The 24,731-nt window shown below is 61.9% G+C and carries 22 protein-coding genes; 9 read left to right on the top strand and 13 right to left on the bottom strand.

The window, feature by feature from the left end:
- The first annotated feature begins 90 nt into the window (after positions 1-90).
- A complete protein-coding gene (locus tag PQR67_RS26485; protein WP_408465677.1) occupies positions 91-3,639 on the top strand; it encodes an indolepyruvate ferredoxin oxidoreductase family protein in 3,549 nt (1,182 codons plus the stop codon).
- 47 nt (positions 3,640-3,686) lie between these two features.
- Here PQR67_RS26485 and PQR67_RS26480 read toward each other — a convergent pair whose 3' ends face one another.
- The 6 genes from PQR67_RS26480 to PQR67_RS26455 form a co-directional block, all read right to left on the bottom strand.
- The gene (locus PQR67_RS26480) at positions 3,687-4,919 is read right to left on the bottom strand and encodes an NAD(P)/FAD-dependent oxidoreductase (protein WP_408465869.1); all 1,233 of its coding nucleotides are present in this window, start codon (positions 4,917-4,919) and stop codon (positions 3,687-3,689) included.
- A 300-nt stretch (positions 4,920-5,219) separates the two neighbouring features.
- Positions 5,220-5,948: a glutamine ABC transporter ATP-binding protein GlnQ gene (gene glnQ / locus PQR67_RS26475; protein WP_408465675.1), complete on the bottom strand. Its 729-nt coding sequence runs from the start codon at positions 5,946-5,948 to the stop codon at positions 5,220-5,222.
- Positions 5,945-6,601: a glutamine ABC transporter permease GlnP gene (gene glnP / locus PQR67_RS26470; RefSeq protein WP_408465673.1), complete on the bottom strand. Its 657-nt coding sequence runs from the start codon at positions 6,599-6,601 to the stop codon at positions 5,945-5,947. Before glnP ends, glnQ begins: the two co-directional genes overlap by 4 nt.
- Before the next feature lie 64 nt (positions 6,602-6,665).
- Positions 6,666-7,418, bottom strand: coding sequence for a glutamine ABC transporter substrate-binding protein GlnH (gene glnH / locus PQR67_RS26465; RefSeq protein WP_408465671.1), 753 nt, complete (start codon positions 7,416-7,418; stop codon positions 6,666-6,668).
- 299 nt (positions 7,419-7,717) lie between these two features.
- Complete coding sequence (locus tag PQR67_RS26460) at positions 7,718-8,386, bottom strand: Vgb family protein (RefSeq protein ID WP_408465669.1); 669 nt, start codon at positions 8,384-8,386, stop codon at positions 7,718-7,720.
- 9 nt (positions 8,387-8,395) lie between these two features.
- Entirely contained in the window at positions 8,396-9,616 is a 1,221-nt protein-coding gene (locus PQR67_RS26455) for a helix-turn-helix domain-containing protein (RefSeq protein ID WP_408465667.1), read from the bottom strand.
- Between the two features lie 138 nt (positions 9,617-9,754).
- Between PQR67_RS26455 and PQR67_RS26450 the strand changes: the two genes are divergently transcribed.
- Together PQR67_RS26450 and PQR67_RS26445 are read left to right on the top strand one after the other, a co-directional pair.
- Positions 9,755-10,522, top strand: a complete 768-nt coding sequence (locus PQR67_RS26450; RefSeq protein ID WP_408465665.1) for a DUF899 domain-containing protein — start codon at positions 9,755-9,757, stop codon at positions 10,520-10,522.
- Positions 10,523-10,584: 62 nt separating this feature from the next.
- Positions 10,585-11,439, top strand: coding sequence for a DUF2182 domain-containing protein (locus PQR67_RS26445; protein ID WP_408465867.1), 855 nt, complete (start codon positions 10,585-10,587; stop codon positions 11,437-11,439).
- Positions 11,440-11,470: 31 nt separating this feature from the next.
- Here the strand turns inward: PQR67_RS26445 and PQR67_RS26440 are convergent, their stop codons facing one another.
- From PQR67_RS26440 to PQR67_RS26425, 4 genes are all read right to left on the bottom strand, one after another.
- The gene (locus PQR67_RS26440) at positions 11,471-12,475 is read right to left on the bottom strand and encodes a sterol desaturase family protein (RefSeq protein ID WP_408465663.1); all 1,005 of its coding nucleotides are present in this window, start codon (positions 12,473-12,475) and stop codon (positions 11,471-11,473) included.
- Positions 12,476-12,523: 48 nt separating this feature from the next.
- Positions 12,524-13,534 carry a YVTN family beta-propeller repeat protein gene (locus PQR67_RS26435; RefSeq protein ID WP_408465661.1) on the bottom strand — a complete coding sequence of 337 codons (1,011 nt, stop codon included), beginning with the start codon at positions 13,532-13,534 and terminating at the stop codon, positions 12,524-12,526.
- A gap of 293 nt (positions 13,535-13,827) precedes the next feature.
- Entirely contained in the window at positions 13,828-14,199 is a 372-nt protein-coding gene (locus PQR67_RS26430) for a TFIIB-type zinc ribbon-containing protein (protein WP_408465659.1), read from the bottom strand.
- 37 nt (positions 14,200-14,236) lie between these two features.
- On the bottom strand, positions 14,237-14,989 hold the full coding sequence (locus tag PQR67_RS26425) for a TerC family protein (RefSeq protein ID WP_408465657.1): 753 nt from the start codon (positions 14,987-14,989) through the stop codon (positions 14,237-14,239).
- Between the two features lie 129 nt (positions 14,990-15,118).
- Between PQR67_RS26425 and PQR67_RS26420 the strand changes: the two genes are divergently transcribed.
- Positions 15,119-16,000: a LysR family transcriptional regulator gene (locus PQR67_RS26420; RefSeq protein ID WP_408465655.1), complete on the top strand. Its 882-nt coding sequence runs from the start codon at positions 15,119-15,121 to the stop codon at positions 15,998-16,000.
- Here the strand turns inward: PQR67_RS26420 and PQR67_RS26415 are convergent.
- Positions 15,973-16,425, bottom strand: coding sequence for a TerB family tellurite resistance protein (locus tag PQR67_RS26415; protein WP_408465653.1), 453 nt, complete (start codon positions 16,423-16,425; stop codon positions 15,973-15,975). The two genes, PQR67_RS26420 and PQR67_RS26415, sit on opposite strands and share 28 nt — an antisense overlap.
- Before the next feature lie 219 nt (positions 16,426-16,644).
- Here PQR67_RS26415 and PQR67_RS26410 point away from each other — a divergent pair, with 219 nt between their 5' ends.
- A complete protein-coding gene (locus PQR67_RS26410) occupies positions 16,645-16,977 on the top strand; it encodes a DUF2322 family protein (protein WP_408465651.1) in 333 nt (110 codons plus the stop codon).
- Positions 16,978-17,008: 31 nt separating this feature from the next.
- On the opposite strand, the gene PQR67_RS26405 is transcribed toward PQR67_RS26410, so the two are convergent.
- Positions 17,009-17,998, bottom strand: a complete 990-nt coding sequence (locus PQR67_RS26405) for a zinc-dependent alcohol dehydrogenase family protein (protein WP_408465649.1) — start codon at positions 17,996-17,998, stop codon at positions 17,009-17,011.
- Positions 17,999-18,100: 102 nt separating this feature from the next.
- Here PQR67_RS26405 and PQR67_RS26400 point away from each other — a divergent pair, with 102 nt between their 5' ends.
- A complete protein-coding gene (locus tag PQR67_RS26400) occupies positions 18,101-19,015 on the top strand; it encodes a LysR family transcriptional regulator (protein WP_408465647.1) in 915 nt (304 codons plus the stop codon).
- A 52-nt stretch (positions 19,016-19,067) separates the two neighbouring features.
- Here PQR67_RS26400 and PQR67_RS26395 read toward each other — a convergent pair whose 3' ends face one another.
- A complete protein-coding gene (locus PQR67_RS26395) occupies positions 19,068-19,979 on the bottom strand; it encodes a LysR family transcriptional regulator (protein WP_408465645.1) in 912 nt (303 codons plus the stop codon).
- Between the two features lie 112 nt (positions 19,980-20,091).
- Between PQR67_RS26395 and PQR67_RS26390 the strand changes: the two genes are divergently transcribed.
- The 3 genes from PQR67_RS26390 to PQR67_RS26380 form a co-directional block, all read left to right on the top strand.
- The gene (locus PQR67_RS26390) at positions 20,092-21,114 is read left to right on the top strand and encodes an aldo/keto reductase (protein ID WP_408465865.1); all 1,023 of its coding nucleotides are present in this window, start codon (positions 20,092-20,094) and stop codon (positions 21,112-21,114) included.
- 388 nt (positions 21,115-21,502) lie between these two features.
- On the top strand, positions 21,503-22,396 hold the full coding sequence (locus PQR67_RS26385; RefSeq protein WP_408465643.1) for a proline dehydrogenase family protein: 894 nt from the start codon (positions 21,503-21,505) through the stop codon (positions 22,394-22,396).
- Positions 22,397-23,174: 778 nt separating this feature from the next.
- A partial coding sequence (locus PQR67_RS26380) for a hypothetical protein (RefSeq protein WP_408465641.1) occupies positions 23,175-24,731 on the top strand: 1,557 nt, incomplete at its 3' end.

The following is a 24,731-nucleotide window of genomic DNA, read 5'->3' as shown; positions in this document are numbered from 1 at the left end:
GCAATTCGGCGACTCAGTTTGGCACGAATCACCTCTATCGGCTACCTAAAATGGCTCACATGCCATCCCTACAGGCAGCGGAGACAAACAATGAATATGCGAGCAGTGGAGCTGGGGCGTCCGATCGACATGGAGTACGGTCTTGAGGACCGCTACGTCAGAGAGAACGGCACGGTTTTCCTGACGGGCACCCAGGCGCTGGTGCGAATTCTGGTTGAACAGGCGCGCAGCGATCGCGCTGCCGGCATCCAGACAGGCGGGCTGGTGTCAGGCTACCGCGGCTCGCCGCTTGGCGGCTTCGACCAGGAACTGTGGCGCCAGAAGAAACTGCTCGCGGAGCATGCGATCCGCTTCGAACCCGGTTTGAATGAGGACCTGGGCGCCACCATGTTGTGGGGCGCGCAACAGGTCGACGCATTTCCAGGCAAGCGTGTCGAAGGCGTTTTCTCGATGTGGTACGGAAAAGGTCCGGGCGTCGACCGAACCGGGGATGTGTTCCGCAACGCGAACATCGTGGGCACGTCGAGGCAAGGCGGCGTGCTCGCCGTGGCGGGTGACGACCACGCGGCGCAGTCGTCGATGTTCCCGCATCAGACGGACCACGTCTTCGAAGGCGCGATGATGCCGATTCTCTTTCCGGCGTCGGTTGAGGAATATATCGAGTTTGGTCTGGCGGGTTACGCGATGTCGCGTTTCTCGGGGCTGTGGGTCGCTTTCAAGGCGATCACCGAAACGGTTGAGAGCGGCCGCTCGATGACCGTGCAGGCGCATGACGCCGACGGGGCGCCTCGCTTCAGGTTGCCGACCGACATCCCTGTACCGCAAGGGCGCGGTTTCAATTACGACCCGAATCTTCGCTGGCCGGCCGAACGCAGCGAACTCGAACGACGCTTGCTCGATGAGCGTCTGCCCGCCGCCCTCGCTTTCATGCGTGCCAATCCGGTCGATCGCACGCTCGTGCGGCCGCGCGGCGCACGGGTCGGTATCGTCACGGTGGGCAAAGCGCACGGCGACGTCCTGGCGGCATTCGCGGCCCTTGGGCTGTCGCCGCAGGAGCTCGAGCGCCTCGGCATCGGCGTCTACAAGATCGGGATGATCTGGCCGCTGGAGACCGAGGGCGTGCGCGCCTTTGCGCGTGGCATGCAGGCGCTGGTCGTAGTCGAAGAGAAGCGCTCCTTTGTCGAGCGCCAGATCAAGGAAGCGTTGTTCAATCTGCGGCCGGACGAACGTCCCGCGGTGTTCGGCAAGGACCTGGGGGAAGCCGGGCCGCTGCTGCCCGCCGCAATGGAATTCGCGCCGGACCAGGTCGCGGCCGCGCTCAAGCGGTTCTTTGCCCATACCCAGGTCGAACTCACGGCACCCGTTGCGCTCATTGCGCCGGTTCAACGCAACGGCTCACGCGTCATTACGCTCGCGCAAGCCAGCAAGGACGAGCAGCCGCTAACCCGCAAGCCGTTTTTCTGCGCCGGCTGTCCGCACAATACGTCGACCCGATTGCCGGACGGCTCTTACGCCGCGGCCGGCATTGGTTGCCACATCATGGCGCTGGGCGAAGCGGGCGACACGGCGACGTTCTGCCAGATGGGCGGAGAAGGCGTGCAATGGATCGGCATGTCCACCTTCATGGATATCCCGCACATGTTCGTCAACCTGGGGGACGGCACGTATCAGCACTCGGGGAGTCTTGCGATTCGCCAGTCGGTGGCGGCGAAATCCAACGTCACCTACAAGATTCTCTTTAACGACGCCGTTGCGATGACCGGTGGCCAGCCGACCGAAGGCAGTCTTACCGTGCAGCGCGTGGTGTCCCAGGTGGTCGCCGAGGGGGTGGCCAAAGTGGTGGTCGTTTCCGATGAACCCGAGAAGTACGCCGGTCCACTGAGCTTGCCCGCCAACGTCGACATTCAGCATCGCGACGATCTCGACGCACTCCAGCGTACGCTGCGGGTGGCCAAAGGTGTCTCGGTCATCGTGTACGACCAGACCTGCGCGGCCGAGAAGCGCCGCCGCCGCAAACGCGGCAAGCTGATCGATCCGCCCCGGCGCGTGGTGATCAACCCGGCGGTTTGCGAAGGTTGCGGCGATTGCTCGGTGCAATCGAATTGCATCGCGATCGAACCGCTCGAAACGGAGCTGGGCCGCAAGCGTGCCGTCAATCAGTCGAGCTGCAACAAGGACACGTCATGCCTTAAAGGGTTCTGCCCCAGCTTCGTTACGGTTGAAGGGCTGCAACCTAAACAGCCGGATCAGAAACGCATCGGCGCCATTGAAGCTGAATGGCGCGCGAAACTGCCTGCGCCGGTGGCTGTGCCTGCGGATCTGGACGCCCACGCCAGCATTGTCGTTACCGGCATCGGCGGCACGGGCGTGGTCACGATCGGCGCGATTCTCGCGATGGCCGCGCATCTGGAAGGTAAAGGCGCATCGACGCTGGATTTCACGGGGCTTGCGCAGAAAAATGGCGCTGTGATCAGTCACGTGCAGATTGCGAGCAGCCGCGCGCAAATCGTGACGTCGCGTATCGGCGCGCACGCCGCGAATGTTCTGCTGGGCTGCGACGCGGTCGTTGCAGCGTCAGCGGGCGCGCTCTCGCGCGTTGCGCCCGGTGTGACGCGGGCAGTCGTGAACGAACGGATCACGCCGACGTCGGACTTTGTGCGCGATGGCGATCTGCCTGTCAGCAAAGCCATTCATCAGCGCGCTATTGAAGGCGCGATCGGTACGGATTCCTCCGCGTTCTGGGATGGCTCGGGCGCCGCTGAAATTCTGTTCGGTGACGCGATTGCGTCGAACATGATGATGGTTGGGTATGCCTATCAACAGGGGCTGATTCCGCTGTCGGAAGCGGCCATTACGCGGGCTATCGAACTGAACGGCACGGCCGTGAAGATGAACGGGCGCGCGTTCTTCTGGGGACGATTGCTCGCTCATGACCCGAGTGTGATCGAACGGGTTTCCGGCACGTTTGTCGGTACGGCAGCGTCCGGTGAGTTTGAACTGGAACGCTTCGTTGCCGACCGCGTGCGGGATCTGGAGCGTTATCAGAACGCCGCTTATGGCCGCCGCTACATGGCGCTTGTCGAGCGCGTGCAGCAAGCTGAACGGCGTATCGCCGGTGCGGCTGGGGAACTCACGGAAGCGGCGGCGCGTAACTATTTCAAGGTGCTCGCGTACAAGGACGAGTATGAAGTCGCGCGGCTGCACACCGACGGTAGTTTTCATTCCTACCTGTCCGGCGCCTTCGACGGAGGCGGCAAAAAGATGTTCTACATGGCGCCGCCTCTTCTGACGCGTCGCGACCCTCGCACCGGCCGCCGGACCAAGATCGCCCTGCGCGCTGCGTGGCTTGATCCGCTGTTGCGTGTGATGAAGCACGGCAAGGTGCTGCGCGGAACCGCCTTCGATCCGTTTGGCCGCCAGAAGGACCGGGTTATCGAGCGTGCGTTGATCGGCGAATTCGAGGAGGACGTCGATCTCGCGCTTCAGAAACTCACTGCGGAGACGATCGAACCGGCGCTGGCCTTGTTGCGCGTGCCGTCGTCGATTCGCGGCTTTGGTGTGATCAAGGAGCGCAACTATGAAAACGCTCGTCCGGTGCGTCAACGGTTTCGGGAGAGCTTGCAGGGGAGCAGCCGGTAACCGCTCCCGCGCGGGCTGAATCGATCAGGCGGTGGAGCGAATGGGTTCTAGAACCGCTCCACCCTGAACGGCCGCGTGTCCACGAGCGTTTCCTCGTGGGTCATCATCTCGGCGATCAGCCGGCCCGTGACCGGGCCTAGCGTGAGCCCATGGTGCGCATGGCCAAACGCGAACCACAGGTCTTGGTGATTTCTCGCGGGTCCGATGATCGGCATCATGTCGGGCGTGCAAGGGCGCCGTCCCATCCAGGGTTCGTCGTCAAGACGCGCGCCCAATGGAAACAGCGTGCGCGCGATGGGCTCGACCGCTGCAAGTTGCGTGGGCGTTTTGGGCGCGTCGCAGTGCGCGATCTCAGCACCTGTGGTCAAGCGGATGCCTTTTGCCATGGGAGCCAGCAGGTAGCCTTTCTCGACGTCCAGAACCGGATGATTCAGACGGGCTGCCGCCTGCGGGGCATAGTGCATGTGGTACCCGCGTTTGACCGCAAGCGGCAAGCGATAGCCGAGCCGCGAACTCACACGATCCGACCACGGCCCCAATGCGACGACCGCCGACGAAGCGGTGATCGTGCCGTCTTGCGTGTCGACCGTCCAACCCTCGCGAAGCGAATCCGCATCGCCGATAAAAAACCGTCCGCCCAGCGCTTCGAAATACTTCGCGTAGGCGGTGACGAGCCCGTTGGGATCGCTCACGGAATCGGATGCGGTATAGCGCAAGCCGCCTGGCAAAGTCTTGTCGAGATCGGGCTCCTTCTGCTGCAGGAGGCCCGCATCCAGCGATTCGAACTCGACGCCATATTCCCGATGCCACTGTTCAGCGAGCCGGGTTTCCGCGTCCCGCACTTTCTCGGTGCGAAAGACTTTTATCCAGCCAGTGGGGCGCAATAGCCCACTCGCACCGGCGTCGGCAGCCAGCGCGCGGTGCTCGTCCACACAATGTTCGATCAGCGTGGAGTACGACTTCGCGATAGCGGCGTGTTTTGCCGGATGGGAATTGCGCCAGTATTGCCACAGGAACGGCGCTGTCCTGAGCATGGCGTCGGCATGATAGTGAACGTCCGGCGACTGGTTGCGCGCGTACCGGAGCAAGGTGCCGAGGTCGCGTGGAAACGCATAGGGATACACCCCTTCGCGCTGGATCAGCCCGGCGTTGCCGAACGACGTTTCGTTGCCGGGTTGCTTGCGATCGACCAGTGCGACCTGACGACCACGTTTCTGAAGATGCACGGCAACACACACGCCGACAATGCCCGCGCCGAGCACGACGGCATCGAATTTCATGGTGGTCATGAACTCACCTGGTGATTTGGAGCGTTGTAATTTGACGGTGCCACTGGAACCTGGACCCTGGACCCGGACTCGATAAAGGAGAGGATAAGCGACGGTAGTTATCATATACGAGAAAAATATAAATTCTCATATTCGATAAAATTTTTCTGGAAGTGAGGGAGGGGGGGCGGCGCGGCGATGTAAGAGCCGATGGTGCGAGCCGATTGCCGGCTCGCGGGAAGCGCCGCCCAAGCTTGACTACAAGCTGGTGGGCGGGTATTTGCCGCAGGCGCGCAAGGCGCGCGGGCTTACTTATGACACATGTTTCAGGAAGTCCCTCAAGCGCTGTGTCGGCGGGTTGTCGATCAGTGCCGCCGGCTCGCCATCCTCGGCAATCCCCCCGTTGTCCATAAACAGCAGACGTGTCCCCACCCGCTTCGCGAAGCCGATCTCGTGCGTGACGACGATCATCGTCATGCCTTCCGTCGCGAGGTCCTGCATGACCTTGAGCACTTCGTGACGAAGCTCGGGATCGAGCGCGGACGTCGGCTCGTCGAAGAGCATCAGCTTCGGCCTGATGGCGAGCGCACGCGCGATCGCGACACGCTGCTGTTGCCCGCCGGACAACTCCGACGGATAGTGATTGGCACGCGATTCGAGCCCGACCTTATCGAGCAGCGCCATCGCCTGGTCACGCGCTTCGACGCGGGTTGCACCGCGCACCTGGATCGGCCCGAACATCACGTTCTCAAGCGCGGTCATCTGCGGAAACAGGTTGAACTGCTGAAACACCATGCCGGCTTCGAGGCGAATCGTGCGGATGTCCGACGTATTGCCCTTGACGCTCAAACCGTCGACAAGCAGTTCGCCGCCGCTGATTTTCTCCAATGCATTGATGCAGCGAAGCAGGGTCGATTTGCCCGAGCCCGAAGGCCCGACGATCACCACCACCTCTCCGTTCTCGATACGAAGATCGATGTCCTTGAGCACGGGCACGTGGCCGAAGCTCTTCGAGACGCTCTGGAATTCGACCATGCTCATAGTATGCGCATCCTTCTTTCAACGAGACGCAACGACAGCGTCATCACGCCCGTGAGGACCAGATAAATCACGGCGACGGCAGACCAGATTTCGACCGCGCGAAAATTTCCCGCGATGATTTCCTGGCCCTGGCGTGTCAGTTCGCCTACGCCGATGACGATGAACAGCGACGTATCCTTCAGACTCACGATGCACTGATTGCCCAATGGCGGAATCAGCCGGCGAAACGCCAGCGGTCCGACGATTTTCAGCAGCACGCGCGGCATCGACAATCCCATGGCGAGGCCGGCTTCCATCAAGCCCTTGGGAATGGATAGCAACGCGCCGCGCACGACCTCGGCCAGGTAGGCGCCCGAATTCACCGTGATCGCGATGATGGCGGCGGTGAGTCCGTCGATCCTGATGTGCGCGAGCAGCGGCAGCGCGAAGTAAAGAAACATCACCTGAACCACAATCGGCGTGCCGCGAATGAGTTCAATGTAGACCTGCGCAATGACGTTAAGCGCGAGGGGGCCGTACGCGCGGAACATGCCGGCGATGACGCCGACCACGAACCCGCCGACCAGCCCCACGAACGCAATGAACACCGTCAATTTCACGCCGTTCATCAAGTCTGGAAGCGCAGTCCAGATAACTGACCAATCAAATTCCACACACCGCTCCTGGTTGAGTCGTCTTTCGCGCAGCGGGTTTCACTGCGCGTCCTGCCAGTGACGATTACGACTTGGGCGGCTCCGAACCGAACCACTTCTTGTACAGCGTCGCGTAGCGGCCGTCGGCTTTCATTTTGATCAACTCCTGGTTGACCTTGGCAACGAGCGGGCTGCCCTTCGGAAAGCCGATGCCGTACTTGTCGCCGCTGACCGGTGTGCCGGCGACCTGCACCTTGCCTTTGCCGGCGGTGCTGACGAAATAGAGCACGTTCGGCGTGTCGTGCATGGCGGCGTCCACCCGGCCGGCCTCCAGCGCGAGATAAGCCTGGTCGATGTTCGGGAACTGACGGATTTCCTTGGGCTTCAGATGCGCCTTGATCCAGTCGATGGTGGCCGTGCCGGTTTTGGCCGCGATGACCTTACCGTTCAGGTCGTCGATGGATTTGATGCTGGTGTTCCCGGTCTGCACCATCGCGGCGAGCCCGCTGTCGTAGTACGGGTCGGAGAAGTCGATCGCCTTCTTGCGTTCTTCCTTGATCGTCATGCCCGAGAGCGCGACGTCGATGTTCTGCGTTTGCAGGGCCGGAATCAGGCCGCTGAAGTCCATTGGCTGAATCTTGTAGGTCCAGCCCTGGTCCTTGGCGATTTCTGCCCACAGGTCCAGATCGAAACCGACGTACTTGTCGCCCTGCTTGAATTCGAAGGGCATGAACGAGGTGTCAGTGCCGACGATGAGTTCTTTGTTGTCGGCGTGGGCGAGGGTTGTGCCGAACAGGGCGACAACAACCATAGACATGAGGAAGGATCGACGTCCCATAAATTCTCCGCGGTGGTGGGCAATGCCCCTGACAGCGTCAAGGGCGGCTGATTAACACCGGGCGGCGTCGCAACATGCGATGCACAACCCGCCTGTATGGCAACATGTGTTGTCAAGGCGGATACTACGACAACAAAAAGTTTGGCAACAGCTATTTCTGTTGATGGAAACCCTGGATTAACAACGTTTGTTGTTTCTGTTTGATGTTGGTTGGGTGCGATGTGGATCCGGGCGTGGCGCCTGGCGGCGCGCGGCCTGCCGCCTGCCGCCTACCGCCTGCTACGCCGGTTTGTGCTCGCTTATTCGTCCACGGATTCAGCGGGAAGCCTGGCGTCTCGCGCGGGCCGGCGTACGGCTCGCACTTTTCCGCTGCTTCCGCCGCCGCAGAAGAACTGATCGCCGCCATCGGCTTCGAGCCCCGACACGTAGACGCCGGGCGGCATCTCGAGGCTTTCCAGCACTTCTCCGGTGCGGGCATCGACGTGCCTCAACTCGCTCGCATCGTCTTCCCAGGTGCCGTGCCAGAGTTCTCCGTTGCTCCAGGTGACCCCGGTGACGAAGCGGTTGGACTCGATGGTGCGCAGAATCGCCCCGGTTTCGGGATCCACCTGATGAATCTTCCGGTCGCGATAGCGCCCCACCCAGAGTGTCCCTTCGGCCCACGCCATGCCTGAGTTGCCACCACCGCCGGGCGCCGGGATCGTAGCCAGTACGCGGCCGGTATCCGGATCGATCTTCTGGATGCGATCGTCGGCGAGCTGAAACAGGTGCCGGCCGTCGAAGGCCGTTCCTGCCCGCGCGACCATGTCGATCGAGCGCACCGTTGCGCCACTCGCCGGATCGAAGGCGTTCAGCTTGTCGCCGGTGGCGATCCAGACGTGCTGACCGTCATAGGTCACACCGTGCACGTCGTTGACGCCCGGGAAGGGGCCGTATTCACGCAGGATTTTGGCGGCTGATCGGTTCATGGCTCCATCCTATTCACTTGTTATGGGTGAGGGGAGTAACAAAGTCGTCGTGAATCCGGGCATGGGCGGCGTCATCCAGCGGCGCGCCCGCCCGCGGCCGAACGACTGCACCTTGTTGGCTGCCGCCAGCGTGTCGAGCGCCCGCTGCATGGTGCGCTGGCTGGTGTCCAGCGCAATCGCGAGCGCCGAGCTCGACCACGACTCACCGTCGGCGAGGAAAGCGAGCACCATGGCATGCGGCTCTTCGACCGGCCGTGCGAGCACGACAACCTCGCGTGCGCCGTGCGGCACGAGCGCAAAGCCGCGCTTTGTCGCGCTGACGCCGGCCAGCGGCCCCAGCAACGCGCGAAGCCGCCCGACTTCGACGCGCAAGCGCGCGCGATGCGATTCATCGGCGTGCCGGGTCCGGAATGCGCGCGTAATCAGTGCGTCCCGGGGCACGTCTTCGGGCCACGCTTCGGCCAAGGCGCGTGCGAGCGTGAACAACACCGGGCGCCTGGCGAGCGGAACCACGATGTTTGCTTCACGTACGACATAACGGCAAGCGTCCACCACGAGTGCCTTCGACGCCAATAACGCCTCGACCTCCTCAAGCAGAAGGGGCCGTTCCTCGCCATGCGCGACCCGCCGCGCCGCGGGCGTGTTCAGCAGCAGGCGTGCGCTTTCGACCTCCGCCGCGAGGGCTGGGATGCCTGCCTGACGTGCGGCGCGTTCCGCTTGCGCGAGCGCGGCGCGCGCCGGTTTTGTCTGGAGGCGGCGCATCGCGATCCCCGCGACAACCAGCGCGTGGGCGGCGCTGAGCGCGGGGGGGAAGGGCGCGGGATCGAGATTGGCGAGCAGGCGCTCGGCCTCGTCGAGGCGGCCGATCAGAAGCAGGCGCCGGACTTCGAGATACCGCGCATGCGCGGCATTCAGCCGGTCACCGTGAGCTTCGAGCATGGCCCGCGCGGCGTCGAGCGCCTTCGCGGGCCAGCCCAGATCGCGCGAGGCGAGTGCGATTTCGGCCTCGGCGACCACACATCTGGCGCGGGCCACGGGCTCTTTCTGGCCGAAGGCGCGCGCGGCACTCCGCACCAGCGCCTTCGCTCGAACGAAGTCGCCGAGCTGCGCCATCGCGATGCCTCGCAGCGCGAGCGCGGGAGCATCGTCGCGCAAGGCAACCCGGTTCAACGCACCGAGCGGATCACCTGCCGCCAGCGCGCGCGCCGCCGCCGTCACTAGCGAGTCCATGGGTTCATGGTCGATTTGAATCCCGCCACACTTGTCACTCCCACCGTTCGGGTGCCCGTGACTAATCTAGCACGACCACCAACCCGTACGTCGTCTCGACAATTGAGCGAACGGCGCAGGACGCCCAAGGAGGCAAGCATGACCACGACACATACAACCGGCACACGCGAAGCGTGGTTAGCCGCGCGGCTCGAACTGCTTGAAGCGGAGAAGGCGCTCACGCGGCAGAGCGATGCGGTGGCGCTGCAGCGGCAGGAACTGCCCTGGGTGCGGATCGACAAGAAGTACCGCTTCGAAACCGAGGCGGGAAGTGTCTCGCTTGCCGACCTCTTCAAAGGACGCTCGCAGCTTCTCGTGTACCACTTCATGTTCGGACCCGACTACAAGGCGGGGTGCCCGTCGTGCTCGTCGATTGCCGACGGGTTCAACGGCATCGCGGTTCATCTGGCGAATCACGACGTCACATTGTCGGCGGTGTCGCGGGCGCCGTTCGAGAAGCTGCAGACGTACCAGCGCCGGATGGGGTGGACATTTCCTTGGGCGTCTTCGTACGGAAGCGATTTCAACTTCGACTTCAACATCGCGTTTACCGAGGCGCAACAGCGCGAAGGGAGCATCGAGTACAACTACGAGCGCGGTGGCCACGCGATGGACGCGGCGCAGATTCCGGAGCCCGTCGTTCAGTTCGCGGCGACATGCGGCACCGACGCGGCGACGTATACGCGTGACAGGCCGGGTTTGAGCGCGTTCGTCCTCGAGGACGGCGTGGTCTATCACACGTATTCCACCTACGCGCGCGGCGTGGATGGGATCTGGGGCATGTATCAATGGCTCGACCGGGCCCCGAAGGGTCGCAATGAGGCGGGCGTCTGGTGGAAGCGCCACGACGAGTACGAAACGCGCTGAGCCCGGTGATGGAACACGTTAGCGCCACGGGCGGGCGGCAGATGCCGGGCCGCTCGACCAACATGCCGCACGTGCCCGGGGTGCACGAGGTGCCCGAGGTGCCCGTTCCGCAGCGGGCGCTCTTCGGCATTTCGTCGCTGCTCTTCGCCGTCAGCGTAGCGGCGACGATCGCCGGCGCCGAATCCATGTCGGCGATGGGCGGGATGCCGATGCCCGGCGGCTGGACGATGTCGGCAGCGTGGATGCGGATGTGCGGACAGACGTGGCCGGGCCTCGCGGCGTCGTTCCTCGGCATGTGGATCGTGATGATGGTCGCGATGATGCTGCCCTCGCTCGTCCCCATGCTGTGGCGCTATCGCCGGGCGGTCGGCGCAACAGGCGAGACGCGTCTCGCCTCGCTGACGGTGCTGGTGGGGAGCGGGTACTTCTTCGTGTGGACCGCGCTCGGCGTGGCCGTGTTTCCGCTGGGCGTTGCGCTCGCGGCGCTCGAGAGGGAACTGCCGGCGCTGGCGCGCGCCGTTCCGGTTGCGGTCGGTGTGATCGTGCTGATCGCCGGGGCGCTGCAGTTCACCGCGTGGAAGGCACGCCGTCTTGCTTGCTGCCGCGCGGCGCCGGGCCGCTGCCTGATGTTGCAGGGGTTGCAGGGGTTGCAGCGGGTGCCCGGGGTGCCCGCGGGCGCCGCCACGGCGTGGCGGCACGGCTTGCGCCTCGGCCTCCACTGCATCTACTGCTGCGCCGGCCTGACCATGATCCTGCTGGTTGCAGGCGTCATGGATTGGCGGGTGATGGCCGGCGTGACGGCGGCCATCACGATCGAACGCCTTGCTCCGAATGGCGAGCGCGCGGCGCGCGTCATTGGGGCCGGCATTGTCGGCGCGGGGATGTTGCTGATCGTGCGAGCCGTGGGTTTGGGATGAGGCGCCCATTCCACGGCGACGGCGATGACGATCAGTCCGTCACACCGCTGTAATTGCGTTGTCCGCGCAGACGCATGGCAATGCGGCCAAACGCGCGCCATTGCTGCATGATCAAGCCGTTGCCGTAGGAGCGCCCGGCGCCGTGCGGCGCGGGCAACTGGTCACGAATGCCGGTCGGCTCGACGGTAGCGTCCCACGACGCGGTCCTGAACATCATGTCCCACCACGGAAACAGCACGCCGAAGTTGCAGCCGTAGCGCGTGCCTTCATGGCCGTAGCCGATGGCGTGGTGACGCCGATGAAAAATCGGACTGACGATCGTGCGCTCGAGCAGCCATCCATACGGCAAGCGCGCGTTCACGTGCTGCACGCTTTGCATGAAGTTGCCGACGGCGACCAGCACGACGAACTGCGTCGGCTGCACGCCGATGAACAGCGAAATGGCGGCAAAGAACGCGGCCTGAATGATGTCGTCGAGAAAGTGATTGCGGTCGTCGGCCCACAATGACATCTGCTGCTGGCTATGGTGCACGGCGTGCAGTTCCCACCACACGCCGAAGCGGTGCTGCCAGCGGTGATACCAGTAGCCGAAGAAATCGAGCACGATCAGATAGATCAGGAACGACACGACCGGCTGATCCGTGACGCCCGGCCACAATCCGTCGACGTCGATGTTCGGCACGTTGTAGATCGCCATCAGACTTTGCCAGTGATCGAACAGCGGCTGCAGCATGAAGAAGAACGCGATATTGATGATGCCGAGCTTGGCAATCCATGTGTAGATCACATCGGCTCGCAGCGCTTTCCGGTCGGACCACGCTTCGATGGGGCGCAGCGCCTCCAGTGGCCGCAAGGCGATATACGTGATCACTATTTCCAGCACGCCGATGATCACCCAATAGAGTGCGTCGTAGGTGTCCTCGTCGTATCCCATCAGGCCGAAGCGATAGAACAGCGGCTGCACCACGTCGACGTACAGGAGGGTCTGCAACGCCGAGATGCCGTTGTCGAGTTGTGCGACGATTTCGTGGATCATCGAAAACCTTTTGAAATTGCGGGTACGGTCACAAGCACAAAAACCGGGTCAGTCCGGATTGGGTGCATACACGGGCGCACGGTTGTCGAAGTACAAGCCGTGCGGTGAGCGTCCGACCGCGATTGTGTCGACAAGTTTTTGCGTCGTCAGATCGATGATGCCGACATGCCGCGAAAAACGGAACGTGACCCACAGATAGCGGCGATCCGCGGAAAGTTCCATGTCGTCAGGGCCGGGCAGGAGTCCGGTGATGTCGGCGGTTTTTGTCAGCGTGTTGTAATCGAGAATGCTGATCGTGCTTTCCACGCGGTTCGTGAGCGCCACGTGATGACCGTCGTCGAGGTTGCGGAAGTTGTGCGCGCCTCGCCCCGTCTGGATTTTCTTCACCACTTGCTGCTTGTGCCAATCCACCACGGCGACGTCGTCTTCGCCCGTCATGCCGATCAACAGATAGCGGTCGCCCGGCGTCATCCAGAGGCCGGCGGGCGTGTTGCCGACATGCAGTTTCCACAGCACCGACTGCGTCGCCAGATCGATCGCGGCGACTTCGCCCGTGTCCTGCAGCGTGACGAACACGATCTTGCTATCGGACGAGAACGTCATGTGACTCGGCGTCTTGGAGAGCGGGACGCGTTTGGCGAGCGTCACGTTCTGGCCGTCGTAGTGGTACACGTCGACGCGATCCAGCCGCAGGCCGGCGGTGACGAACCATTTGTGATCGGGCGAGAAACCGAGCTGATAGGGATCTTCGATATCTTCGACCTTGCGTTGTACGCGGCCCGTGTGCGGATCGAGGAACATCAGGTCATTCGAAATCGAATCGGCGACGATCAGCGAGTGACCGTCGGGCGTAATCATCAGATGATGCGGTTCCTTACCGGTCGGCTCCGTGCCGATGACCTTGTGCGTGGCCGGATCGATCAGCGTCAGTTGGGCTTCGCCGGAGTCGAGCACGATCACGTTGTCGGCTGCCTGAGCCGGCATCGCGATGGTGAGCGCGCAATACGTCAGCGCAGCAAGCGCGCCGGTTTTTTTAATCGAAACGAGTGAAATTGGCATCTGAACAATAGACAGGCAGGGAAGACAATTTGGGGAAGCATCAAGGCGGCGTGCGCCAGGAGATTCAGCGCAGACAGCCCGCGCTCAAACCGTTAATGCTGTATTGACGCATTAACGCGCCAGTCCGCTCTGTCGATGACACGTGAGGCCGTGTTATTTGTCTGAAGGGTTTGGTGAGGGCACGAGGCCACGCCAGAAGAGGTAAAGAGGGGAAAAGCGAAAGGGCGCGGCTGATAGCAGCGCGCGCCCTTGATTCGATACTAGCCGCCTGGTTCCTGTATCGGCGGACACCGTTAGTCGAAATCGAACATGTCGAACAGCGAGCGCTTTTTCTTGTGACCGCGATAGTCCGTGCGGTGACTGTCATGCGAGCGGTTGTTGTCGTACGCGCGGTTGCGGTCGTACGCATGGTCGCTGTTGTGGGCACGGTCGTTGTTGTGCGCATGGTCGCCGTGGTGCGCGCGGTCGCGATCCGCCTGGTCGTTCCGGCTCGGGCGCGCGGCAGCGCTCATCGGCGCGCCGTCGCTTCCGGCATCCTGCGCGATCAGCTTGTCGAGTTCGCCGCGATCGAGCCAGACGCCCCGGCAGACCGGGCAGTAGTCGATTTCGATCGAGCGTCGCTCGGTCATCAGCAAGTCAGCGGTTTTGCAAACGGGACATTTCATCGGGTTGCTCCTTAGGGATAAAAAAATCGATGGACGTTTATTGCCCAGCGCTAAACACCTGCTTCGATTTCGCGCGGCGCACCAGCATGTTCAGTGCCTCGACAAACGCGGAGAACGCCATAGCCGCATAGATGTAAGCCTTCGGCACGTGTGAACCAAAACCTTCCGCGATGAGCGTCATGCCGATCACCAGCAGGAAGCCGAGCGCGAGCATGACGATGCTCGGATTCCGGTCGATAAAGCGCGACAGCGGGTTAGCAGCGAACAGCATCACCATGACCGCGGCAATCACGGCAATGAACATGATCGGCATGTGCTCGGTCATCCCGACCGCGGTGATGATGCTGTCGACTGAAAACACGATATCGAGCAGCAGGATTTGTCCAATCGCAGCCATGGCGGTCAACTGCACGGTCGTGCTCGCCTTGTCGCGTACCTGTTCGGCCTGGACGACGTTGTGGTGAATTTCACTCGTCGCTTTCCAGACGAGGAACAGGCCGCCGCCGAGCAGGATCAGGTCGCGCCATGAAAACGCGTGGCCGAACAGCGTCACGGCAGGCGCAGTCAGTTGCGCGATCCACGCGACAGTGCCGAGCAGGCCGAGCCGCAACACGAGTGCGAGCATGATGCCGAGGCGCTGCGTGCGCGCGCGCTGTGCTTCCGGCAACTTGTTGCTGAGGATCGAGATGAAGATCAGGTTGTCGATGCCGAGCACGATTTCCATCACGACCAGCGTGAGAAGCGCAGCCCATACGGCGGGGTCGGCAGCGAGAATGAGTAAGGAATCCATGGGTTCGTAAGTAATGGGTAACGGATAACGGTCAACTTCGGTATGCCGCTATCATCGCGATCTTCATGGTTCGGATAAATCAGTGATAATCTGAGCGATATATCGTTTTTTTCGAAGTGTTTCCGCCCCATGCTCAACTATCGCCATCTGTACTATTTCTGGATCGTCGTGAAAGAGGGCGGCTTCGCGCGTGCGGCCGAGCGTCTGGACATGGCGGTTCAAACCATCAGCGCGCAGGTACGCGAGCTGGAAAAATCGATCGGACGCCAGTTGCTGAAACCGGCCGGGCGCGGCGTCACCATGACCGAAGCCGGCGAGACGGCATTCAATCGCGCGGAGCAGATTTTCCAGATTGGCGAGGCGCTGCTCGACGAGATGCGCGAGGCGGGCGGGGAGCGCACTGCGCGGCTCGCCGTGGGTCTTTCCGACGGTATCTCCAAGCTCGCGGCGCATGCGCTGCTGGCACCGGTGCTCGCTACGCCTTCGCTCAGGCTGTTATGTCACGAAGGCGAGCATGCGCAACTGTTGTCCGAACTCGCGCTCCATCGGCTCGATCTGGTGCTTGCCTGCCAGCCCGCGCCGCACAACGCGGACCTGCGCGTCGTGAGCCAGCGCCTCGTCGGTTCGCCGGTCGACTGGTACGGTCCCGCTGGGATCGTCGGCAAGTCCGCCCGCGCAGGCTTTCCGCAGTGCCTGGCCGGTTTGCCCGTCCTTTTGCCGACCGGGCACGGCGCGTTGCGCGCGCGGCTCGACCGGTGGTTCGACACCACCGGGATCCGCCCGCGAATCGTCGGCGAGTTCGAAGACAGCGCGCTGATGGCGGTGTTCGCCGCGCGGGGTCTCGGCGTGTTTCCGCTCGCGGAACTGGGCGCGGAAGACGTGGCGTTGCTGCGCGGACTGCGCTGGCTCGGCCGGGCGGAAGGCGTAGTCGAAGAAATCCACGCGATCCGCTCGCGGCGCGGGCAACATCATGCGCTCGCTTCTCAGGTGATCGCCGCCGTACGTGCGTGAGCGCGCGGCGCGTCGAGCAGCGCGCCGTGCGGACTTGCGACCGGGGTTGGCTGAGGTCCCCACGCCCTGAACACGGCAGCGAGCAAGGCGATTTCGCCGTCCGCCAGATAGTTGTCCGCGATGGTGACGGCGAGGCACAGCCGCATCACCTTGCGACGCAACGCGGGGTCGTCGATTTCGCCGAACAAGGTGGTGAGCAGGGCCGCATCGAGTTGGCCGACCGCCGGCGTGTGCGCGACCGATTGGTCCTCGCACATCGTCTGCACGATCTGCGCGAATTGCGCTGGCGCGAGACCCAGTTCGCCGGCGATATCCAGACTTTCGAGTGCGCGCTCTTCCGCGCTGCTGACGTGGCCGTCGGAGATGAGCGCCAGCGCGACGATACGTGCGGCGGCTTGAGGACTGTTACGCGGATAGGTACGCATGTTGAGGCTCCTGGCGCGGACAAGGTCCGCAGTGGTGGTGAACCTCAGTCTGCGTCAGGTGGCGGAACGGATAAATCTGCTAATCCGGGAGCGATAGTTCGGAAAAACCGAAGCGTGTGCGGTGAACCGTGCGAAGCGGCGCCGCTTAACGCGATGCGCCGTACCCTATCGGCTAAGATACGGCTCGCCGCATTTTTCCGAATAGAAGGAGTGTTTTCAGTGATTCAGCCGAGCAACGTGTTCAAGGACAACCTCGCCCAACTGCCTGCCATCGATGGTATCGAACGTATCGATCTGCTCGACGGCAAGGGCGCCGTGGTGGCCAGCATCGAAAACAAGCCGGGCAAGCAGGGCTCGCTCGCGGTGTACAACTATCTGCAGCAAGCCTTCGGCACGCTGGACGCCAGGGCGGCAGAACACGGCCTTGCCGTGTTCGCCGAGCATACGGCCGACGCGCGCAACCGCCCGGGCGCGCACCCGAACGTCGACCATTTGCTGGCGATCGCAGCCGGTGGCGAAGCGTTGCGCATCAACGTCGTCGCCGCCGGCTGAGCGGACAGTCTCAGACTGTCCCTGGCCTCGTTCAAACCGTCACGACAATCTTCCCCAACTGTTCATTCGACTCCATAAAGCGATGTGCGTCGACGATCTGGTCGAACGGGAAGGTCCTGGCGATCACGGGCTTCAAGGCACCCGAGGTTAGCCCGTCAAGAATGAAAGCCTTGGCGGCCGCCAGCCGCGCCGGGTCGCCGATAATCTCGTGCACAAGGTAGCCGCGCAGCGTCAGTGCCTTGCTCAACACGGTGAATAGCGGGAAGGGTGTCGGTTGAGAACTCAGGGCGCCGTATTCGATCAGGATGCCGCCAGCAGACATGGCGTCCGTGAGCGGCTCGAAGATGGGGCCGCCGATGGGGTCCAGCACAACCCTCACCCCCTGCGGTCCCGCGATTTCCTTCAACCGGCCCGCCAGATCCTCCTCCGCTGAGGCGACGACATGGGCCGCGCCCAACTCGAGCAACGCCTGCCTCTTGGCCGAGGTTCGCGTGACCGCGATAGGGGTTGCGCCGACGCTATTGGCAATCTGGATCGCGGCAAGGCCGACACTGCTCGATGCCGCCGTCACGACAGCGAAGTCCCCCTTGCCCAGTTTGCCGATGTCGATCAACGCACCGTAAGCGGTGAGATATTGCATCCAGACTGCCGCAGCCGCTTCCCAACTGAGCGACGGCGGATGCTTGACGACGAATTCGGCAGGAAAGGTGGCCACCTCGCCGTAGGCGGGCCAGCGAAGCATGGTCGGCGGCGGCACGACGCTGACGGCGTCGCCCGGCGCGAATTCTTGCACGCCTGCCCCGATCCGATCGACGATACCCGCAGCCTCGTAGCCAAGACCCGAAGGCAGCGTTGGCGTTTCGATGTAGACGCCCGCGCGCAGCATGGCCTCGGCGCGGTTAAGGCCCAACGCCTTCACACGAATTTGAACCTCCCCTTGAGCGGGCGGTGGAACGGCGATGTCCTCGATGCGCAGAACCTCGGGACCGCCATGCTGATGAAAGCGAATAACACGTGTCATGGTTTCAACTCGGAAGTAATTGGAACGATTTAACTATGACAGCGCTGCAACGGCGGATAAATGGCGGTATAACTAGAACAGTCGAAACCACTGGTTACTAATATGGATCGCCTCACGAGCATGGCCGTGTTCGTCAAAGCTGTCGATCTGGGCTCGTTCGCAGCCGCGGCGGACGCACTCGACTTGTCCGGACCGATGGTCGGCAAGCACGTCCGCTTTCTCGAGGAGCGCCTGGGCGTGCGGCTGATTACGCGAACCACACGCCGCCAGAGCCTGACGGAATTCGGGCGTGCCTACTACGAACGCTGCCGGGGCATACTCGCCGACGCGGATGCGGCGGATGCCCTCGCCGCGGATCAACTTGCCGAACCGCGTGGCAAGCTGCGCGTCTCGATGCCGGTGCACTCCGGGCGGCGCTGTGTTGCGCCGATCCTGCTGGCGTTTGCGCAACGCTATCCGAGGCTGGAACTGGATCTGTCCTTCAACGACCGTTTAGTCGATCTCGCAGAGGACGACTACGATCTCTCCATCCGCACGGGCAGTCTGGAGGATAAAGCAGGGGTCATCGCGCGCCGGATTGCGCGGCAGCACATGGTTGTCTGTGCAGCACCCGCCTATCTGGCAGCGCACGGGCACCCTCGGCGGATAGAAGAACTCAGCAGGCACGAGGCGATCATCTACAGGCGCTCGGGGCGTATTCGCCCGTGGCTGTTTCCTCGTGCCGGCACGTCGCCGGTCGAGGTCACCCCGCCCAACCGGTTGCGGCTCGACGATCTCGACGCGATCGCCGACGCGGCCGCGCTCGGGATGGGGCTTGCGTGGCTCCCATCCTGGCTCGTTCGCGAGCGCATTCAGATGGGTGGCCTCGTGCAACTGCTGCCGGATGAGCCGGAATATCTCTACGACGTCCACGCGCTCTGGCTGCAGACACCTCACTTGCCGCTGAAGGTTCGCCTTGCTGTGGATGCGCTGGTGGAGGCGTTGCCGGGGCTCATGCAGTACAACGCGACGCGGTAAGCTGTGCCGCGCGGTTAGCCCGGCGTATCGTGTTTCGCGTTTCGTCTCACGCTTACGGCTGAATATCGGGGTCGTTGGTGGCGAGAATGAAGTCGACGAATGCCCGCAACGGTGCCGGCATGTGGGTCCGGCTCGGGTAATACAGAAAGGGGCCTGAGAAGGATTGACACCACTCGTCGAGCACCCGCACGAGCGCGCCGCGCTCGATGGCCGGCCGCAGAAACTCGTCGAACGAATAGACGATTCCCAGTCCGTCGATGGCCGCGCCGCGTTGCAGTTCGATCACGGAGGCGATCATCGGTCCGTTTGGCTCGATACGCACGATCTCGTCGCCCCGTCTGAATTCCCATGTCGCGAGCACGCCGCTGTCGAAGCGGTGTCCGATGCATGCGTGGTTCAGCAGTTCGCCGGGATGCTCGGGTACGCCGCGGGCCACAAGGTAGGCCGGCGAAGCCGCCGCGACGAAATGCTGAATGCGCGGGCCGATCGGCACGGCGATCATGTCGCGCTCGAGGCGTTCGTCGTAGCGGATGCCGGCATCGAAACCGGCTGCGAGGATATCGATGAACGTGTCGTTAGTCCCGACGTCCACCGTGATACCCGGGTGAGCGGCAAGGAAGCGCGAGAGCAACGCGGGCAGGATTTCTCTTGCCGCGATCGACGGAACGTTCAACTTCAGCGTTCCGGTAGGACTTTCGCGAAAGAGATTCACCGCGTCCAGCGCGATGGCGATTTCCCCGAATGCTGGCGCGAGCCGGTCGAAAAGACGCTGCCCGGCTTCCGTTGGCGTGACGCTGCGCGTGGTGCGATTGAGCAACCTGACGCCGAGTTGCTGTTCGAGCCTGCGAACCGCTTCGCTAAGCGATGAGGCCGACACAGCGCTTGTTAATGCGGCATGGCGAAATCCGCGGGCCCGCGTGACGGCGACGAATGCTTTCAAATCGGAAAGATCGGGTTCCTGCATTGTTCGCCTTTCCGCACGGGTCATCCAGATTGAGGTGGATTATCGCACGCTGAAATTAGGCCGATACTGCAGGTCGAGCGCCTTTCTTGCGGCGCGACTACCAAGGAACATGATGAAGCAACTTCAACTGGGTAAGACGGGTCCGCAAAGCTCGGCTATCGGTCTTGGCTGCATGGGTATGTCGGGCATGTACGGCCCGTCCGACCGCGCGGAAAGCATTGCCACGATCCACGCCGCGCTCGAAGCCGGCGTCACGCTGCTCGATACGGGCGACTTCTACGGCTCCGGTCACAACGAAATCCTGATCGGCGAGGCGCTGAAAAGCGCACCGCCGTCGCGTCGCGATGCGGCGATCGTCAGCGTGAAATTCGGGGCAATGCGCGACCCCGCAGGTGGCTGGTCGCTCTACGATGCACGTCCCGCCGCGGTCAAAAACTTTCTCGCCTATTCGCTGCAACGGCTGGGCGTCGATCATATCGACATCTACCGTTCTGCGCGGCTCGATCCCAACGTGCCTGTCGAAGATACGGTGGGGGCAATTGCCGACATGATCAAAGCCGGTTATGTGCGGCACGTCGGTTTGTCCGAAGTGGGCGCGACCACGATTCGCCGCGCGGCAGCGGTGCATCCCGTGAGCGATCTGCAGATCGAGTACTCGCTGATTTCGCGTGGTATTGAAGCCGAAATCTTGCCGACGTGCCGCGAACTCGGGATTGGCGTGACGGCCTACGGCGTGTTGTCCCGCGGTTTGATCAGTGGCCACTGGAGCAAGGCGTCTGCGGGGAAAGGCGATTTTCGCGCCACGAGTCCGCGTTTTCAGGGCGACAACGTCGATCACAATCTCGCGCTGGTCGATGCGCTTCGCAAGGTGGCGGATGCAAAAGGCGTCTCGGTCGCGCAGATCGCGATTGCGTGGGTGGCAGCCCAGGGCAGCGATATCGTGCCGCTGGTTGGCGCGCGCCGGCGCGATCGTCTTGCCGAAGCATTGGGGGCGGTTGATGTGAAACTTACCGCGGACGATCTGGCTGCGATCGCGCAGGCAGTACCGCCTGGGGCTGCCGCAGGCGAACGTTACGCGGCGGCGCAGATGGCCCATCTCGACAGTGAACAGGGAAGTCACGGCCACACGGCCTGACGCGGTGGAGGGGCGGGGCGTGCGAAGCGGTGAGGCACGCCTCCCATCCGGTCGATTTATCGGGGCGGTCTTCATGTGAAGCGCGTGATAATATCGAGCGCCGTCTCGATGCATCTAATGATGTCGCATCGCAGGCGAGCGTAGAAACCATCCTTGCATCGCAGCCTTCTCGTTCCAGCAAAAAATGTACGCAGCTGCCTGGCCTCCACTGACGACCCGTTGAACCAGGTCGAACTCGCCGCCACACCGTTGGCGGGAGTACGGCTATTCGCGCCAGTTTCGACGAACTCGAAACTGGCTGGGTTGCTTCACCTATACGCATAACTTTGTGCGCCAGGGGAGCTGACTGTTCTTCGTCATGGATGACAACATGCGTATTCTCAATACGGTGGCGGCGCTCGCCATTCCGTTTATCCCCCGTGCATTGATTCAGAAAATCTCGCGGCGCTACATCGCGGGCGATTCACTCGCCGACGCCATCGCGCGAGTCCAGACGCTGAACGCCTGCGGATTCAGCACCACCCTCGACGTGCTGGGTGAAACCGTCTTATCGATGAGCGAAGCCGAGGCGATGGCCGGCGAGTACACCAAAGTACTTGAGGCGATCCGGGCACACGGTTTGAACACGGAAATATCGATCAAGCCGTCCGCGCTCGGACTACTCGTCGACGAGGCAGAATGCGAGCGTCTGGTTCGACAGATTCTGAAAGTAGCGGCTGCCGATGGAAACTTTGCCTGCATTGATATGGAAGACGTTAGCTGCACGCAAAAAGAAATCGACCTCTTCATGCGAGTGGAACGCGAGCATGGCAATGTCGGTCTGGCCTTGCAAGCCTATCTGAAACGGACTTACGCGGACACCGACCGTCTGCTCCGCAAGACCAGTACGGTGCGTATTTGCAAAGGGATCTATGTGGAGGATCGCTCGCACCTTGTTGAGCGTGCAAGCAAAGACAGAGCGGCGATCAACGTGCATTTCATGGAACACGTATCACGCTGTTTCAAAGCAGGCGCGTTCGTCGGCATCGCGACACACGACACGGCGCTCATCGACGAAATACTCGCACTTGTGCGTCGCGAAGGTGTGGATCGTGCGAAGTTCGAATTTCAGATGCTGCTAGGTGTGTGCGAGCCATTGCGTGACACGCTGCTCGGCATGGGATTCAACGTCCGTGTGTATGTCCCCTATGGCAAGGACTGGTACGGCTACAGTACGCGGCGAATCAAAGAGAATCCGAGTATTGCGGGTCACGTGATAAAGGCGATGTTGAACCTCGGATAACGATTTGAATTTCTCTGTCGCTGCGGCGAATTAAGTGTCGATTTCGTCGAGAGCCCTGGGAAGTGACACCGTGCGGACGCTTCTCAGGGAATCGGAAATGTCGGACACAATTCGTATGCGTCTGGGCCTGGTTGTTATCGAAGCGTAAGCGACAACACGCTCCCGAACGGTGCATTGCCCGCTGATCTGATGCCACCCCCGAACTCACCGCGCACAGCACGAGGTTTTTCTTGGGGTCGAAGTCAGAAAGATGGTGACCATCCAATCCTATGATCATCATGAGAAAGCAGGGATTTTTGCGATGCGGCAAGCTAATAGAAATAATCTTACTATTTGTCCGAAAAATACTATTTCTTGTGGGACCGAGCGGGTATTGCGGGTACGATTTACCCCAGTCGCGACAGGCGGGCGGAAGAATTTTCGAGTATCAGCAAGAAGGCTATTCGTCTGATCAAACGTTTGCGTTTCGCGTGGTGGCAGAGTTTTGAGTAGCAGTGGATATCGTAGTCAGGTTGTCTCCCATCGGTTTCTAACGCAGTAGGACGCGTACGTCGGCTCGCCGTGGCGATCCGTGACGCTCGTCCGCTGGATGGCCGCATCTAATCGAGTCTCACCTCGGACCGTTTAATCAGGCTTTGAGCTGCACCCGGGATACGTAAGAAGATCTTTTTTCATAATTAGGATCGCGAAGTAAACCGAGTTATCTATCAGCTTTTTCTCATTCGAAAGCTCTAAAAAACAATATTTATATTTTATCGACAGTGGAAAATATTCGGCCATGGTAAAACGACGTCAATTTATGGGTGGGCTAGCGGCCCTTGGTGGAAGCTATCTTTTGAGCGCCTGCGGCGGAGGCTCGCAAGACGGTAGCAGCGGTACCGCTGTATCCGCTGCAGCCAAAGCAACGGCACATGCCAGCGCCGCGTCCGCGAGCGGTACGACAATGCCGCCGGCAGGTTCGATCACAGACAGCACAGGCGCCGTATGGACGCTGTCAGGCGGCGTGCTGTATCAAAACGGTTCGGTAGCAGGGAATAACTACAATGTGGCGCTCGCGTTGTGGGTCAACGGGAGCATGTATCACGAGAACGCGAGTGGCCAGTTCTATCAGTGGAATGGCTCAAGCTGGGTGAGCGCTATCGATCCGCGTCTGGGCAGCATTTCCGCGGACGGCACCACGCTGCCTTCCGCGTCGTACATCCTCGATAAGTCGGGCGCGAAATGGACCCTCGTGAACGGCGTTGTCTACAAGAACGGCACCGTCGCAGGCGTGAATTTCAACGTGTCGCTCGTACTCTGGTACGGCGGCAAGATCTATCATTGCAACACGAGCGGCCATTTTTACGCGAACGCAGAGGTGAGCGCCCAATGGCTGGCGTGCACCGATCCGCGTATTGCCGTCGCCCCGAGCGCGGGTAGCTTCTATGGTGTCAACGGGCACTACGACTACACCTACACGCCTGCGCAACTGGTCACGATGCTGAAAGCGATGGGTTGTACCAGCTATCGCGTCGGCTGCACGTCGGACCCGACCCAGATCAATGCGGTTGTCAAACTGGCCCAGGCCTTTCAGTCGGCTGGGATCAAGCTGCTGGTGCTGATTAACCAGGGTCTCTACGACAGCACCGGCAAACTCTTCAGCGGTGAGTCGGCCGCCTACAGCGCCGGCTACTCGGCGGGCTCCGCGGTTGCAGGCGCGCTGATGTCGTATGGCGTGACCATGTACGAGTGCGGCAATGAATTGACGCGCGATGGTGCCATCATTCTGGATTCCACCAACGCAGGGACGAAGGCCCTCGATTTCAACAATGCGAACTGGCCGGTCATGCGAGGCGTGATGCGGGGCATGATCGACGGGGTGAAATCGGTTCAGTCTTCCGCGAAGTGCGGCATCAACTTCTGCGTGAACGATGTTGGTGCGTCCGACGCGTTGTGGGAAGGAACGCAGCCGGACGGGAGTAGCGGTTACTCCAAGGTGCGCTGGGACATCACGACCTGGCACAACTATGAAGTCTACGGCGATATCTTCGACATCGGCACGGATGGTGCGGGTCCGGGCTTCGATCTGCCGACGTATTGCAAAGCCAGATACGGCGTGCCATTCATCATCTCCGAGTGGAACACGGGTCCGGAACAAACTGAGGCGTATCGGGCAAACTACATCACCACGCAACTGGGTCAGTTCTATCCGGCAAGAAAGACTCACAACATTCAGTCTGTGATGTACTACGTGCTCGATAGCGGGAACGAGACCTTCGGCATTATGATGAACGGCTCGCCAATCAACCCGTCGTACAGTGCCTTTACGAGTTTCACTTCGGCTAACGCCGACAAC

It is taken from the genome of Paraburkholderia fungorum (assembly GCF_046026025.1).
Taxonomy (GTDB): domain Bacteria; phylum Pseudomonadota; class Gammaproteobacteria; order Burkholderiales; family Burkholderiaceae; genus Paraburkholderia; species Paraburkholderia fungorum_E.
The sequence above is the reverse complement of the archived record's forward strand: the minus strand, read 5'-3'. Positions and strand labels throughout refer to the sequence as shown.

Coding starts and splice junctions, on each gene's coding strand:
- PQR67_RS26485 (WP_408465677.1), top strand. CDS start 91: ATGAATATGCGAGCAGTGGAGCTGGGGCGTCCGATCGACATGGAGTAC.
- PQR67_RS26480 (WP_408465869.1), bottom strand. CDS start 4,919: ATGAAATTCGATGCCGTCGTGCTCGGCGCGGGCATTGTCGGCGTGTGT.
- glnQ (WP_408465675.1), bottom strand. CDS start 5,948: ATGAGCATGGTCGAATTCCAGAGCGTCTCGAAGAGCTTCGGCCACGTG.
- glnH (WP_408465671.1), bottom strand. CDS start 7,418: ATGGGACGTCGATCCTTCCTCATGTCTATGGTTGTTGTCGCCCTGTTC.
- PQR67_RS26460 (WP_408465669.1), bottom strand. CDS start 8,386: ATGAACCGATCAGCCGCCAAAATCCTGCGTGAATACGGCCCCTTCCCG.
- PQR67_RS26455 (WP_408465667.1), bottom strand. CDS start 9,616: ATGGACTCGCTAGTGACGGCGGCGGCGCGCGCGCTGGCGGCAGGTGAT.
- PQR67_RS26450 (WP_408465665.1), top strand. CDS start 9,755: ATGACCACGACACATACAACCGGCACACGCGAAGCGTGGTTAGCCGCG.
- PQR67_RS26445 (WP_408465867.1), top strand. CDS start 10,585: ATGCCGCACGTGCCCGGGGTGCACGAGGTGCCCGAGGTGCCCGTTCCG.
- PQR67_RS26440 (WP_408465663.1), bottom strand. CDS start 12,475: ATGATCCACGAAATCGTCGCACAACTCGACAACGGCATCTCGGCGTTG.
- PQR67_RS26435 (WP_408465661.1), bottom strand. CDS start 13,534: ATGCCAATTTCACTCGTTTCGATTAAAAAAACCGGCGCGCTTGCTGCG.
- PQR67_RS26430 (WP_408465659.1), bottom strand. CDS start 14,199: ATGAAATGTCCCGTTTGCAAAACCGCTGACTTGCTGATGACCGAGCGA.
- PQR67_RS26425 (WP_408465657.1), bottom strand. CDS start 14,989: ATGGATTCCTTACTCATTCTCGCTGCCGACCCCGCCGTATGGGCTGCG.
- PQR67_RS26420 (WP_408465655.1), top strand. CDS start 15,119: ATGCTCAACTATCGCCATCTGTACTATTTCTGGATCGTCGTGAAAGAG.
- PQR67_RS26415 (WP_408465653.1), bottom strand. CDS start 16,425: ATGCGTACCTATCCGCGTAACAGTCCTCAAGCCGCCGCACGTATCGTC.
- PQR67_RS26405 (WP_408465649.1), bottom strand. CDS start 17,998: ATGACACGTGTTATTCGCTTTCATCAGCATGGCGGTCCCGAGGTTCTG.
- PQR67_RS26400 (WP_408465647.1), top strand. CDS start 18,101: ATGGATCGCCTCACGAGCATGGCCGTGTTCGTCAAAGCTGTCGATCTG.
- PQR67_RS26395 (WP_408465645.1), bottom strand. CDS start 19,979: ATGCAGGAACCCGATCTTTCCGATTTGAAAGCATTCGTCGCCGTCACG.
- PQR67_RS26390 (WP_408465865.1), top strand. CDS start 20,092: ATGAAGCAACTTCAACTGGGTAAGACGGGTCCGCAAAGCTCGGCTATC.